Origin of the sequence: Pseudomonas sp. MPB23 (assembly GCF_046605395.1) — a bacterium.
GTDB lineage: Bacteria > Pseudomonadota > Gammaproteobacteria > Pseudomonadales > Pseudomonadaceae > Aquipseudomonas.
In genome coordinates, this window is sequence record NZ_CP176771.1 from 3,623,994 (window position 1) to 3,636,927 (window position 12,934).

At 61.2% G+C, this 12,934-nt stretch carries 14 protein-coding genes; 11 read left to right on the forward strand and 3 right to left on the reverse strand.

Annotated features, from left to right (window positions below; all coding sequences use genetic code 11):
• Nucleotides 1-9: 9 nt before the first annotated feature.
• The 10 genes from iolD to ACLH0J_RS16655 all read left to right on the forward strand — a co-directional run bounded on the left by iolD (nt 10) and on the right by ACLH0J_RS16655 (nt 11,063).
• Complete coding sequence (gene iolD, locus ACLH0J_RS16610) at nt 10-1,941, forward strand: 3D-(3,5/4)-trihydroxycyclohexane-1,2-dione acylhydrolase (decyclizing) (protein WP_411388162.1); 1,932 nt, start codon at nt 10-12, stop codon at nt 1,939-1,941.
• A 20-nt stretch (nt 1,942-1,961) separates the two neighbouring features.
• Entirely contained in the window at nt 1,962-2,972 is a 1,011-nt protein-coding gene (locus tag ACLH0J_RS16615; RefSeq protein ID WP_411388163.1) for a Gfo/Idh/MocA family protein, read from the forward strand.
• Nucleotides 2,973-3,107: 135 nt separating this feature from the next.
• Nucleotides 3,108-4,136 (forward strand): Gfo/Idh/MocA family oxidoreductase, encoded by a 1,029-nt coding sequence (locus ACLH0J_RS16620; RefSeq protein ID WP_411388164.1) that lies wholly within the window; start codon nt 3,108-3,110, stop codon nt 4,134-4,136.
• 128 nt (nt 4,137-4,264) lie between these two features.
• Complete coding sequence (locus ACLH0J_RS16625) at nt 4,265-4,441, forward strand: hypothetical protein (protein WP_411388165.1); 177 nt, start codon at nt 4,265-4,267, stop codon at nt 4,439-4,441.
• Between the two features lie 48 nt (nt 4,442-4,489).
• On the forward strand, nt 4,490-5,425 hold the full coding sequence (locus ACLH0J_RS16630; protein WP_411388166.1) for a sugar ABC transporter substrate-binding protein: 936 nt from the start codon (nt 4,490-4,492) through the stop codon (nt 5,423-5,425).
• A gap of 65 nt (nt 5,426-5,490) precedes the next feature.
• Entirely contained in the window at nt 5,491-7,044 is a 1,554-nt protein-coding gene (locus tag ACLH0J_RS16635) for a sugar ABC transporter ATP-binding protein (protein ID WP_411388167.1), read from the forward strand.
• Nucleotides 7,045-7,102: 58 nt separating this feature from the next.
• Nucleotides 7,103-8,125, forward strand: a complete 1,023-nt coding sequence (locus tag ACLH0J_RS16640) for an ABC transporter permease (RefSeq protein WP_411388168.1) — start codon at nt 7,103-7,105, stop codon at nt 8,123-8,125.
• Between the two features lie 406 nt (nt 8,126-8,531).
• Entirely contained in the window at nt 8,532-8,936 is a 405-nt protein-coding gene (locus ACLH0J_RS16645; RefSeq protein WP_010564800.1) for a TraR/DksA family transcriptional regulator, read from the forward strand.
• 563 nt (nt 8,937-9,499) lie between these two features.
• Nucleotides 9,500-10,726 carry a methyl-accepting chemotaxis protein gene (locus tag ACLH0J_RS16650; protein ID WP_411392840.1) on the forward strand — a complete coding sequence of 409 codons (1,227 nt, stop codon included), beginning with the start codon at nt 9,500-9,502 and terminating at the stop codon, nt 10,724-10,726.
• Nucleotides 10,727-10,859: 133 nt separating this feature from the next.
• Nucleotides 10,860-11,063, forward strand: a complete 204-nt coding sequence (locus tag ACLH0J_RS16655) for a hypothetical protein (protein ID WP_411388169.1) — start codon at nt 10,860-10,862, stop codon at nt 11,061-11,063.
• Nucleotides 11,064-11,070: 7 nt separating this feature from the next.
• Here the strand turns inward: ACLH0J_RS16655 and ACLH0J_RS16660 are convergent, their stop codons facing one another.
• The 3 genes from ACLH0J_RS16660 to ACLH0J_RS16670 all read right to left on the reverse strand — a co-directional run bounded on the left by ACLH0J_RS16660 (nt 11,071) and on the right by ACLH0J_RS16670 (nt 12,002).
• Nucleotides 11,071-11,307 carry a DUF2789 domain-containing protein gene (locus tag ACLH0J_RS16660; RefSeq protein ID WP_411388170.1) on the reverse strand — a complete coding sequence of 79 codons (237 nt, stop codon included), beginning with the start codon at nt 11,305-11,307 and terminating at the stop codon, nt 11,071-11,073.
• Nucleotides 11,308-11,384: 77 nt separating this feature from the next.
• A complete protein-coding gene (locus tag ACLH0J_RS16665) occupies nt 11,385-11,615 on the reverse strand; it encodes a hypothetical protein (RefSeq protein WP_411388171.1) in 231 nt (76 codons plus the stop codon).
• A gap of 114 nt (nt 11,616-11,729) precedes the next feature.
• Entirely contained in the window at nt 11,730-12,002 is a 273-nt protein-coding gene (locus tag ACLH0J_RS16670; protein ID WP_411388172.1) for a hypothetical protein, read from the reverse strand.
• A 418-nt stretch (nt 12,003-12,420) separates the two neighbouring features.
• Here ACLH0J_RS16670 and ACLH0J_RS16675 point away from each other — a divergent pair, with 418 nt between their 5' ends.
• Nucleotides 12,421-12,870, forward strand: coding sequence for a hypothetical protein (locus ACLH0J_RS16675; protein WP_176463024.1), 450 nt, complete (start codon nt 12,421-12,423; stop codon nt 12,868-12,870).
• Nucleotides 12,871-12,934: the final 64 nt, after the last annotated feature.

Genomic DNA, 12,934 nt, shown 5'->3' on the forward strand with positions numbered 1-12,934 from the left:
GGGCGCGACATGACCACAACCCGACTGACCATGGCCCAGGCCCTGGTGAAGTTCCTGGATAACCAATACATCGAAGTCGATGGCGTGCAGAGCAAGTTCGTCGCCGGGGTGTTCACGATTTTCGGCCACGGCAATGTGCTCGGTCTGGGCCAGGCCCTGGAGCAGGACAGCGGCGACCTGGTGGTGCATCAGGGCCGCAACGAGCAGGGCATGGCCCACGCCGCCATCGGTTTCGCCAAGCAGCATTTGCGTCGCAAGATCTACGCGTGCACCGCGTCCGTCGGCCCCGGTGCGGCGAACATGCTGACCGCCGCCGCCACCGCCACCGCCAATCGCATCCCGCTGCTGCTGTTGCCCGGCGATGTGTATGCCAGCCGCCAGCCCGACCCGGTGCTGCAACAGATCGAACAGTTCCACGACCTGAGCATCAGCACCAACGACGCCTTCCGTGCCGTGAGCAAATACTGGGACCGCATCAACCGTCCCGAGCAGTTGATGAGCGCCGCGATCCACGCCATGCGCGTGCTCACCGACCCCGCCGAAACCGGCGCGGTGACCCTGGCGCTGCCCCAGGACGTGCAGGCCGAAGCCTGGGACTATCCGGATTATTTCCTGCAAAAACGTGTGCACCGCATCGAGCGGCGTGCGCCCACCACGGCGATGATCGGCGATGCGCTGGCGGCCTTCAGGGGCAAGCGCAAACCGTTGATCATCTGTGGCGGCGGCGTGAAGTACGCCGGCGCGAATGTTGCGCTGCAAGCCTTTGCCGAACGTTTTGAGATTCCCTTCGCCGAAACCCAGGCGGGCAAGAGCGCAGTGGTCTCCAGCCATGCGCTGAACGTCGGCGGCATCGGCGAGACCGGCTGCCTGGCCGCCAACCTGCTGGCGCCCGAGGCGGATCTGATCATCGGGATCGGCACGCGTTATACCGACTTCACCACCGCGTCAAAATCCCTGTTCACACATGCCGAGGTGACGTTCCTCAACCTCAATATCAGCCCCTGCGATGCGTTGAAACTCGACGGCGTGCAAGTGTTGGGCGATGCCAAAGTCGCCCTCGAAGCGCTGGCCGATGCCCTCGGCGATTACCGCGCCGGCTGGGGCGAGCAGGTGCGCGAGGCCAAGGCGCAGTTGGCGGCGGAAGTGGATCGCGTGCAGCAGGTGGAGTATCAGGGCGACGGGTTCGTGCCCGAGGTCGATGACCGGCTGGACCGCGCCGTGCTGCGTGAATTCATCGAATTGACCGGTTCGTGCCTGACCCAGAGCCGCGTGCTCGGCGTGCTCAACGACACGCTGGCCGACGACGCCATCATCGTCGCCGCCGCCGGCAGCCTGCCCGGCGACCTGCAGCGCGTGTGGCGCAGCAAAGGGGTGAACACCTACCACGTCGAATACGGCTATTCGTGCATGGGCTACGAGATCAACGCCGCCCTCGGCGTGAAACTGGCCGAGCCGAGCCGGGAGGTGTATGCCCTGGTCGGTGATGGCTCTTACCTGATGCTGCATTCGGAGTTGGCCACCTCGATCCAGGAGCGGCGCAAGATCAACGTGGTGCTGCTGGACAACATGGCCTTCGGTTGCATCAACAACCTGCAGATCGGCAACGGCATGGACAGCTTCGGCACCGAGTTCCGCTACCGCAACCCCGAGAGCGGCAAGCTCGACGGCGGCCTGGTGCCGGTGGATTTCGCCATGAGCGCGGCGGCCTATGGCTGCAAGACCTACAAGGTCACCAGCGTGGAACAGCTGCAAGCGGCCCTGGCCGATGCGCGCACGCAAACGGTGTCGACGCTGATCGATATCAAGGTGCTGCCCAAGACCATGGTGCACGGCTACCTGTCGTGGTGGCGGGTGGGCGTGGCGCAGGTGTCCACCAGCGAGCGCACCAACGCCGCGGCGAAAAAACTCAATGAACAGCTGGCCAAGGCCCGGCAGTACTAAATAACAAGAGGAGTGAATGTATGTCTTTGAAGCTGGGTGTTATCGGGACGGGCGCCATCGGCCGGGATCATATTCGGCGTTGCAGCCAGACCTTGCTCAACAGCCAGGTGGTGGCGGTGACCGACATCAATCTGGAACAGGCGGCCAAGGTGGTCGCTGAATTGAAGCTGGACGCCGAGGTGTATCCCGACGGCCATGCGCTGATCCAGTCGCCGCAGGTCGAAGCCATTCTCGTGACGTCATGGGGCCCGAGCCACGAGGCGTTCGTGCTCGCCGCCATCGCTGCCGGCAAACCGGTGTTCTGCGAAAAACCCCTGGCGGTCACCGCCGACGGTTGCCGCAACATCGTCGAGGCCGAAGTCGCCCACGGCAAGCGCCTGGTGCAAGTCGGTTTCATGCGCCCTTACGACGAAGGCTATCGCGCCCTCAAGGCGGTGATCGACAGCGGCCAGATCGGCGAGCCGTTGATGCTGCACTGCGCGCACCGCAACCCGACCGTGGGCGAAAACTACACCACCGGCATGGCGATCACCGACACGCTGATCCACGAGCTGGATGTGCTGCGCTGGTTGCTCGACGACGACTATGTGTCCGTGCAAGTGGTGTTCCCGCGCAAGACCAGCAAAGCCCTGGCCCACCTGCGCGACCCGCAGATCGTGCTGCTGGAAACCGCCAAGGGCACGCGTATCGATGTGGAAGTGTTCGTGAACTGCCAGTACGGCTACGACATCCAGTGCGAAGTGGTGGGGGAGACCGGCATCGCCAAATTGCCCGAGCCGTCCCAGGTGCAACTGCGCAGTGGCGCCAAGCTGTCCAACGCGATTCTGATGGACTGGAAGGACCGGTTTATCGGTGCCTATGACGTGGAGTTGCAGGCGTTTATCGACAGCGTGCTGGCCGGCCAGGTCGACGGCCCGTCGGCGTGGGACGGGTTTGCGGCGGCGGTGGCGGCGGATGCGTGCATCCAGGCGCAGGGCAGTGGGCAGATCGTCAAAGTCAGCCTGCCCGAACGCCCCCATTTCTACGGCTGACGCGATCAGTGTGGGAGGGGGCTTGCTCCCGATGACGGTGGATCAGGGACACATTAGTTGACTGACACACTGCTATCGGGAGCGAGCCCCCTCCCACATGTGGATTGGGTTTGCACTTCACAGAAGGAGTGAATCATGCGAATTGGACTGGTTGGCTATGGCCATGGCGGGCGTTTCTTTCATGCGCCGCTGATTGCGACGTTGCCCGGCGCGACGTTTGTCGGCGTGGTGACCCGTTCCGCCGAACGCCGTCAACAACTGGCAAGCGACCACCCGGGCCTCAAGGCCTTCGACTCCATCGGCCAGATCGTCGAGGCCGGCGTCGATGCCCTGGTGATTTCCACCACCCTCAAGGGCCGCCCGGCCCTGGTGCTGGAGGCCATCGAACACGGCGTCGCGGTGGTCAGCGACAAACCGTTCGCCGCCAACGCGGAACAGGCCCGGGCGCTGATCACCGCCGCCGAGCGCCAGGGCGTGTTGCTCAGCGTCTATCAGAACCGGCGCTGGGACTCGGATTACCTGACCTTGCGCAAACTCATGGATGCCGGCGCCCTGGGCACCATCACCCGTTTTGAATCCCGCGTCGAACGCTACAGCCCGCAGGCCGTCGGCAATGCCAGCGGTGGTGGCTGGCTGCGCGACCTGGGCAGCCACCTGGTGGACCAGGCGCTGCAACTGTTCGGCCCGGTGGACCGGGTGTTTGCGCAGTTGCAGTTCAGCCCCGAGCATCCGACCCTCGACCACGGTTTCTTCGTGTCCCTGACCCACGCCAACGGGGTGATTTCCCACCTGTGGGGTAACGCCCTGCAGAACAGTCAGGCGCCGCGGTTTCGCGTCAGCGGCACATTGGGTTGCTACAGCGTCGAAGGGCTGGACGGCCAGGAAGAGGCATTGATGGCCGGCAAGTCGCCGAAAACCGAAGGCGAGCATTGGGGCGCCGAGGAGCATCGTCGCTGGGGTTGGTTCGAACAGGGGCCGGAGCGCGAGCGCGTGCCGTCGGAAAAGGGTTGCTGGACGCAGTTCTATCGCCAGTTGCAACGTGCCGTGCAGGGCCAGGGCGCGCTGCCCGTGGACGCCTATGACGCGCTGGAAACCACACGGATATTGGACGCCGCACGCCTGAGCGCCGAGCGTCAGCAGGTGGTTTCAACAAAAATAGAATAAAATTCTAAAACATGTTGATATGGAAATTATTTTCCAATAAAGTCTTTTCCAGGTTGCATAAAGTACGTCTCGGACTCGATCCGGGCGACTCGACAAAAACAAGATCAAAAACAACCAGGTACCGTCAGATGAAAATCTTCAACGCTGTACTGCGAGTTTTACGCCCTGCCCACACGCCCCGCGGTCTGCCCCGCGCCCGGCCGTTCTACTTCTCTTTCCTCAACGTGCTGTGCGTCGAAAACAAAGGCGCGCTGGTCTGCTGCATCCCCGGCGCCCCCATCGTACGGCTGCCCGACGCGCTCTGATAAACGCAACGTCCAAAAAACCAACAATAAAGTGGAGACAGACCGTTCATGAAGACCCCGATCCGTTTCACCGCCCTGGCCTTGTCCCTGTTGCTGAGCAGCGGTGCTGCCCTGGCTGCCGATCTGAAGATTGGCGTGAGCATGTCCCAGTTCGATGACACCTACCTGACCAACGTGCGCGAGTACATGGACAAGCACGCCAAGGCCTATCCCAAGGGCGATGGCGTGCAGCTGCAGTTCGAGGACGCGCGCGCCGACGTGGTCAAGCAATTGAGCCAGGTTGAGAATTTCATCAGCCAGAAAGTCGATGCGATCATCGTCAACCCGGTGGACACCGCGTCCACCGCGCGCATCAGCAAGTCGGCGATCGAGGCGGGGATTCCGCTGGTCTACGTCAACCGTCGCCCTGACCAGAAAGACTTGCCCAAAGGCGTGGCCGCCGTGACCTCCGATGACGAAGAGGCCGGCCGCCTGCAAATGCAGTACATCGCCGACAAACTCGGCGGCAAGGGCAAGATCGTGATCCTGCTGGGCGACCTGGCGAACAACTCCACCACCAATCGCACCAAGGGCATCAAGGAAGTGCTCGCCAAATACCCGGACATCAAGATCGAGCAGGAACAGACCGGCATCTGGCTGCGCGACCGCGGGATGACCCTGGTCAACGACTGGTTGACCCAGGGCCGCGAATTCAATGCGGTGCTGGCCAACAACGATGAGATGGCGATTGGCGCGGCCATGGCGCTCAAGTCCGCCGGGACCAAGCCGGGCAGCGTGTTGATTGCCGGGGTCGACGGCACGCCGGACGGTTTGAACGCGATCACCAAGGGCGAGATGACCGTGTCGGTGTTCCAGGATGCCAAGGGCCAAGGGGTCGGCTCGTTGGAGGCGGCCCGCAAGATGGCCAAGCACGAGACGATCGAACAGAACATCGTCATCCCGTTCAAGCTGATCACCCCGGACAACGTCAAAGACTTCAAGTAGCCCCGACATAACAACAATAAGCCGGCAGGGCGGCATGGGCCGCCCTGCAGATGGAGTACCTCCTTATGCTCGCTCAAGCGACTGTCTCGCAGCCTCCCGGTCTCCAGCCGCCGCCGCTGGAAGCGCCCTACCTGCTGGAAATCCTCAATATCAGCAAAGGCTTTCCCGGCGTCGTCGCCCTGGCCGATGTGCAACTGCGCGTGCGCCCAGGTTCGGTGCTGGCGCTGATGGGCGAGAACGGCGCGGGCAAATCGACCCTGATGAAAATCATCGCCGGCATCTACCAGCCCGACGCCGGGGAAATCCGCCTGCGCGGCAAGCCGATCGTGTTCGAGACACCGCTGGCGGCGCAAAAGGCCGGGATCGCGATGATCCACCAGGAACTCAACCTGATGCCGCACATGAGCATCGCCGAGAACATCTGGATCGGCCGCGAGCAGCTCAACAGCCTGCACATGGTCAATCACCGCGAAATGCACCGCTGCACCGCCGAACTGCTGGCGCGCCTGCGCATCAACCTGGACCCGGAGGAACACGTCGGCAACCTGAGCATCGCCGAGCGGCAGATGGTCGAGATCGCCAAGGCGGTGTCCTACGATTCCGACATCCTGATCATGGATGAGCCGACGTCGGCCATTACCGAGAAGGAAGTGGCCCACCTGTTTTCGATCATTGCCGACCTCAAGGCCCAGGGCAAAGGCATTGTCTACATCACGCACAAAATGAACGAAGTGTTCGCCATCGCCGATGAAGTGGCGGTGTTTCGCGACGGCCAGTACATCGGCCTGCAGCGCGCCGACAGCATGGACAGCGACAGCCTGATCTCGATGATGGTCGGTCGCGAGTTGAACCAGTTGTTCCCGGTGCGCGAGACGCCCATCGGCGAGCGGCTGTTGTCGGTGCGCGACCTGCGCCTGGACGGGGTGTTCAAGGACGTGTCCTTCGACCTGCACGCCGGCGAGATCCTCGGCATCGCCGGGCTGATGGGCTCGGGCCGCACCAATGTGGCGGAAACCCTGTTCGGCATCACCCCCAGCGATGGCGGGCAGATCGAACTCGACGGCAAACCGGTGCGCATCAGCGACCCGCACATGGCCATCGAAAAAGGCTTCGCGCTGCTGACCGAGGACCGCAAGCTCAGCGGGCTGTTCCCGTGCCTGTCGGTGCTGGAAAACATGGAAATGGCGGTGCTGCCGCTGTATTCGGGCAACGGTTTCATCCAGCAGAAGGCCCTGCGTGCGCTGTGCGAAGACATGTGCAAGAAGCTGCGGGTCAAGACGCCGTCCCTGGAGCAGTGCATCGACACCTTGTCCGGCGGCAACCAGCAGAAGGCCCTGTTGGCGCGCTGGCTGATGACCAATCCACGCTTGCTGATCCTCGATGAGCCGACCCGCGGCATCGACGTGGGCGCCAAGGCCGAGATTTATCGCTTGATCGCCTTCCTCGCCAGCGAAGGCATGGCGGTGATCCTGATTTCCTCGGAGCTGCCCGAAGTGCTGGGCATGAGCGACCGGGTCATGGTGATGCACGAAGGCGAACTGATGGGCACCCTGGACCGCGCCGACGCGACCCAGGAAAAAGTCATGCAACTGGCCTCCGGCATGACTGCGGTCCACTGACGAACAGACGCGCGGGCCTGCGGTTGGCCTGCGCCACAGAATAAGAAGGTGATGGGTGATGAACGCGATAACCGATAACAAGCCGGCGACGGTGCCGAACAAAAGTCGCCGGCGGCTGCCGACCGAACTGAGCATCTTTTTGGTGCTGATTGGCATCGGCCTGGTTTTTGAGGTGTTCGGCTGGATCGTGCGCGACCAGAGCTTCCTGATGAACTCCCAGCGCCTGGTGCTGATGATCCTGCAAGTCTCGATCATCGGCTTGCTGGCGATTGGCGTGACCCAGGTGATCATCACCACGGGGATCGACTTGTCGTCGGGCTCGGTGCTGGCGTTGTCGGCGATGATCGCTGCCAGTCTGGCGCAAACTTCGGATTTTTCCCGCGCGGTGTTTCCCAGCCTGACTGACTTGCCGGTGTGGATTCCGGTGGCGATGGGCTTGGGAGTGGGGCTGTTGGCGGGGGCGATCAACGGCAGCATCATCGCCGTCACCGGCATCCCGCCGTTCATTGCGACCCTGGGCATGATGGTCTCGGCCCGCGGCCTGGCGCGTTACTACACCGAAGGCCAGCCGGTGAGCATGCTTTCGGATTCGTACACGGCCATCGGCCATGGCGCGATGCCGGTGATCATCTTTCTGGTGGTGGCGGTGATCTTCCACATCGCCCTGCGCTACACCAAGTACGGCAAGTACACCTATGCCATCGGCGGCAACATGCAGGCGGCGCGGACCTCGGGGATCAACGTCAAGCGCCACCTGATCATCGTCTACAGCATCGCCGGCTTGCTGGCCGGCCTGGCGGGCGTGGTCGCCTCGGCGCGCGCAGCCACCGGCCAGGCAGGCATGGGCATGTCCTATGAGCTGGATGCGATCGCCGCGGCGGTCATCGGCGGCACCAGCCTGGCGGGCGGGGTAGGGCGCATCACCGGCACGGTGATCGGCGCGTTGATCCTTGGGGTGATGGCCAGCGGGTTCACCTTTGTCGGCGTGGACGCGTATATCCAGGACATCATCAAGGGCCTGATCATCGTGGTGGCGGTGGTGATCGACCAGTACCGCAACAAACGCAAGCTCAAGCGCTGATCGCCGTACAACAGGTGGGAGGGGGCTTGCTCCCGATTGCGGTGGAACCGTCGAGATTGCCCGCGACTGACACCCCGCCATCGGCAGCAAGCCCCTCTTATAGGTTGATCGGTGTGAGCCCGTTCTAACCGTTTGTCTTCTATATAGCTCCACACATATGAATTTCTTGCTATAAACGCACTCCGATAACCATTCGCCAAGCCCGTCCCGGTGTGTTTTGGGGTTATATCGGAAAAATGCCTGTCATTTCAGTTGCTGAGCCCTCAACTCGGCCTTAGACTGCCGCCCCTCGTAAATTGAGTGCCGAGTGGCGCTTGAAATGGACGGCGCCTTTCCGAGACCTGCACAGGCCCTCCGGAACGCTCCCTTATTCGCCTTAATGCACGTATTTTTTATAGAGAAATCAATGACAAAGGAAAAGTTGCTGGCCATGCCGGCGGATGACTACATGAATGCCGAACAGCACGCTTTTTTTGAGCAGTTGCTGCAAGACATGAAAGTGGAACACCACGAGCGCATTGAACAGAACCGTATCGCCATTGAAAGCCTGGACACCCCGGCCGACCCGGCCGACGCCGCTTCCGTTGAAGAAGAGCGTACCTGGCTGGTGAACGCCATCGACCGCGACCAGCGCATGCTGCCGCAGCTCGAACGTGCCCTGGAACGCATCAAGGAAGATTCCTTCGGCTGGTGCGATGACAGCGGCGAGCCTATCGGCCTCAAGCGCCTGCTGATCAGCCCGACCACCAAGTACTGCATCGAAGCGCAAGAGCGCCACGAGCAGATCGACAAGCACCAGCGCCAAGCCTGATGCGGTGAAGCTGGGGGATCGCCTGCGTGATTCCCCAGAGAAAGCGATTTCCCGGGAAAGACCCCGTCACACTCCGTCTATTGATCTGCTGCAAGCTACCCCACTAAAGGCCCATGGATAATGGCCCGATAGTGGCGTTTAATGCAGGGACAATAATGACAAGCAGTGGGGTGACAAACATGGCTGGAGACGGATCTCTGATGGGCGTAGCTGTGCCACCGCAACCGGTGGCGAGCGGGTTGCCCGGCTGGTTGACGCCGCTCCTGCAGAGCACCGCCCTGGTGCTGGTACTGCTGGGCCTGGCGTTGGCCAACCTTTCGATATACCTCTGTCTGCCGCTGGCGCTGCTGGTGATCTGGCTGCCTCGGCTGAAAAATCATACGCCCCGCGCGGTACCGTCCGAAGCCACCGATGCCATTGGTGAGCTGACCCGCGACCTGTCCCATACCACCAGTCATAACGCACTCTCTGCCGCTGCCGTGGCCTACTCGGTCAAGCAACTGGCGGCCCGCGTGCAGTCGCAATTGGGCGCGGCCAAGCAGATTGTCAGCAGCGCCGAAGTGATGATCGATACTGAGAAACTCACCTCTCAACTCAGCCGCGAAGCGCTGGCGGCGGCCAGCCAGGCCCATCAACGCAGTACCGAAGGCCGTGAAGTGCTGGGCCAGTCAATCACCCGCATGCACCAGCTCAGCCAGCGCGCCAACGCCAGCCGCGAGCTGATCGAGGCCCTGAGCCAGCGCAGCGAGGAAATCCAGCGGGTGACCCTGGTGATCCAGTCGATTGCCAGCCAGACCAACCTGCTGGCGCTCAACGCGGCGATTGAAGCGGCGCGGGCCGGTGAACACGGGCGCGGGTTCGCCGTGGTGGCGGATGAAGTGCGTGGGCTGGCCGGCCGCACGGCCACGGCCACCGATGAAGTCGGGGTGATGGTCGCCGATATCCAGCAACGCACCGCCCAGGTGGTGGAGCAGATTCGTCAGCTCTCGGCGGATTTGCACGCCGGGGTGGAGCAGGTTGAGCAGGCCGGTGAACAATTGGAAACGATCGCCAGCCTGGCCGCGGATGTGGAAGGCCAGGTCAATGAAATCGCCCAAGGCACCGACACCAACCGTACCCAGCTCGACAGTCTGTTCCATGCCGTCGAGCAAATGCGCAGCGACCTGACGGTGAGCGACCAGCAGACGCGCCAACTGGCCGAAGCCGCCGTGCAGATGGAAGGCCAGGCCGAAACCATCAGCGAACGCCTGGCGGAAGTCGGGCTGGATGACTATCACCAGCGCGTCTATGACCTGGCGCGTGAAGGCGCGAGCCAGATCTCCGCGCAGTTCGAGGCTGATCTGCAGCAGAACCGCATCAGCCAGGAGGACCTGTTCGATCGCAGCTACACGCTGATTGCCAATACCAGCCCGAGCAAATACCACAGCCGGTTTGACGGCTACACCGACCGGGTATTGCCGCAGATCCAGGAGGCACTGCTGCCGCGTCACGAAGGGTTGGTGTTCGCTATTGCCTGCACGCCCCAGGGTTATGTGCCGACGCACAACAAGGCGTTTTCCCAGGCGCTGACCGGCGATGTCCAAGTGGACGCCGTGCACAACCGCACCAAGCGCAAATTCGATGACCGCACCGGTATTCGTTGTGGCAGCCATCAGCAAGCGATGTTGCTGCAGACCTACACCCGCGATACCGGGGAGCTGATGCATGACCTGTCGGTGCCGATCATGGTCAACGGCCGGCATTGGGGCGGACTGCGCCTGGGGTATAAACCCGAGGCGGCCCAGCGTTGAGGTCGGCTTGCGCCTGCGAATTATTGCGGCTTATGCAATAAAGCTATTCCGGGGGATAGCTTTTTCCAGTGGGCGGAAAACCGTAGCATGGCGCGCATTGTTAGTCAGCTAACTAGTGTTGCGGAGAAGTTCCATGCAAACCAAAGTCGATGTCGCCGTGATGATTGGCAGCGGCGTACCCCCAACCCTGCGTGCGATGGGGCAGAAAGCCTGTTGGGTCGTGTTGCTCAACGGCGAGCGGCGCGGTACGGCGTTCTCCAGCCGTGATGAGGCTGAAGAGTGCAGGGCTGCCTGGCAAGCCCTGTTGCGCCAGGAGCAGTCAGACAGCCTGCACTGAGCCGCTGTCAGTGCGATTGATGCAGGCGTTGATTCAATTCGTCCACCGCCATCGCCCAATCGGCGTCCTCGCGAAGTTCTTCCTTGAGAAACTGTGCCTGTTGGGGCGACCAGAAGTGGGCATCGATCAGTTTCACATCCTCGGCCAACGGATGCGCAGCGATGAACGCGTCGATGGCGTCCGGGGTTGAGTCCAGGCCCAATTGTGCGAACAGGGTTTCAAGGGTGGGAATTGGCGCGTCCATTTCGTTCTCCATGCAAGGGGGGCGTTATGCATGGGAGGCTTGTCACGCGGCATAGTTCTGTCGGATGTCGCAGAATCTCAGGAATTCAAGGCCCCGGCGTCCACGGCATTCTTGAGGGCCTTGGCTGCGTCCTTGGCAGCCATGGCGGCCGCGTCGGCGGTTTTGAACCAGCGGTCTTTTTCCACCTGGTGCGTGGTCATGGTGGTCAGCGGCGGTTTGGCCCGCATCACGATCACCGCTTGAAACTCACCCTCAACCTCCCTTGCTTCGCCATGGATAAAAAATTCGCCAATATCAAATTCCGTCACGTATAGCCTTCCCTTGGAGATAACTGCACTGGTGAAACCTTACCCGGGGAGGGGCAAAGTTCAGTGGACGGACCAGTATGGCAGTTGTTGCGGGTCGGCGGCGCAGTAAAGTCATTAAGGTGACGAAACGGTCCCTCCAGGGGATTCATGCAGGATGGCTTCAAGTTTTTTCGCCAGTTCGCAGGCTTGGATATGATCGCTGCGAAAGCCTTTTATGCGCCCGCTGAGCACCTCACGAATATGGAAAAAGTTTCGGCCGGCAGGTACGACTTGGTAAAGAACTGAATCCGGGTACCCGTCGCCGCCGTGCAAGCGGTAGTATTGAGCCTCGTGCTGAGAAGGTGAGCGAGTGCGCGAAGACATAGCGTCGTAGGGGGGTCGTTGCATGGCCTGCTCCTTTCGATCGATTTGGTTGACCCGCGTGTAGCGTTTTGAGTGGTTTTGAGCGGTGCAGCTGTTTTAGTATTGTCGTCGGCCGCCAAACACTGGTTCCATACACCAGGTATTTACTTTTATGTGGGCTGTCTGAAAACTGCGTTTTTAACTGGGTTGTTTTCTGAAGTTGGTCGATCCGTATTCTCGGGTCGTTGAACCTGTGATTTCCTGTAATGCCTGATGACCTTGCCTAAGGTATATCGCGTATGTCTGTACTAGTCTCATGGCGCGACAGCGGGATCTTCTTCAGTTTTTTCTACGAGTGTGTTGTGCGCGCGTGCCGTGATGGCCGTTTTTTTGTGCTGCCCGCCGTGGCGGACAGCGCTCTTTTCAAGATGGGGGCGTTTCCTTGGCAGTCAGTAATTTGGATATGCACGCGTTATTCGTGCTGGGTGATTTGCGCGCAAAGTTGGTCAAACAGTTTCAATCACGTTTTGTCTACATCACCGAGCAGACGCCGGAAGGCATCTACATCGCCGAGATCGATACCGAAACGGCGCTGGTGGTCGACGACAAACAGCATCTGGAACTCAAAGTGGGCGATCATTTCCGCGCGGCGGTATTGCCCAGTCGTGAAGGCGGCAAGTTTGAGTTGAAGTTCCGTGACATCAAGTTGACGGTGTATGGCCTGGGCGATTACGCCTTCGTTTCTTCGGCCGAAGGCCAGGGCATCGTATTCAAGGAAGGCCACAGCGTGATGCTGGTGTTCGCCGCCAACGAGCAACTGCAGGAAGGCCTGACCAAAACCCTGAAGGCCGTGACCGGCAAGGCCGCCAAATGGCGCAAGGGTGAACTGGTCACCTTCAAGGCCAGCGAGTAATCAGCCATTCCCACGAAGATCCTTTGTCTTCCGGAACCTCTACTACAGTTGAGTTGACTTAACT

Coding starts and splice junctions, on each gene's coding strand:
- ACLH0J_RS16625 (WP_411388165.1), top strand. CDS start 4,265: ATGAAAATCTTCAACGCTGTACTGCGAGTTTTACGCCCTGCCCACACG.
- ACLH0J_RS16620 (WP_411388164.1), top strand. CDS start 3,108: ATGCGAATTGGACTGGTTGGCTATGGCCATGGCGGGCGTTTCTTTCAT.
- ACLH0J_RS16630 (WP_411388166.1), top strand. CDS start 4,490: ATGAAGACCCCGATCCGTTTCACCGCCCTGGCCTTGTCCCTGTTGCTG.
- ACLH0J_RS16615 (WP_411388163.1), top strand. CDS start 1,962: ATGTCTTTGAAGCTGGGTGTTATCGGGACGGGCGCCATCGGCCGGGAT.
- ACLH0J_RS16650 (WP_411392840.1), top strand. CDS start 9,500: ATGATCGATACTGAGAAACTCACCTCTCAACTCAGCCGCGAAGCGCTG.
- ACLH0J_RS16675 (WP_176463024.1), top strand. CDS start 12,421: ATGCACGCGTTATTCGTGCTGGGTGATTTGCGCGCAAAGTTGGTCAAA.
- iolD (WP_411388162.1), top strand. CDS start 10: ATGACCACAACCCGACTGACCATGGCCCAGGCCCTGGTGAAGTTCCTG.
- ACLH0J_RS16640 (WP_411388168.1), top strand. CDS start 7,103: ATGAACGCGATAACCGATAACAAGCCGGCGACGGTGCCGAACAAAAGT.
- ACLH0J_RS16655 (WP_411388169.1), top strand. CDS start 10,860: ATGCAAACCAAAGTCGATGTCGCCGTGATGATTGGCAGCGGCGTACCC.
- ACLH0J_RS16660 (WP_411388170.1), bottom strand. CDS start 11,307: ATGGACGCGCCAATTCCCACCCTTGAAACCCTGTTCGCACAATTGGGC.
- ACLH0J_RS16635 (WP_411388167.1), top strand. CDS start 5,491: ATGCTCGCTCAAGCGACTGTCTCGCAGCCTCCCGGTCTCCAGCCGCCG.
- ACLH0J_RS16670 (WP_411388172.1), bottom strand. CDS start 12,002: ATGCAACGACCCCCCTACGACGCTATGTCTTCGCGCACTCGCTCACCT.
- ACLH0J_RS16645 (WP_010564800.1), top strand. CDS start 8,532: ATGACAAAGGAAAAGTTGCTGGCCATGCCGGCGGATGACTACATGAAT.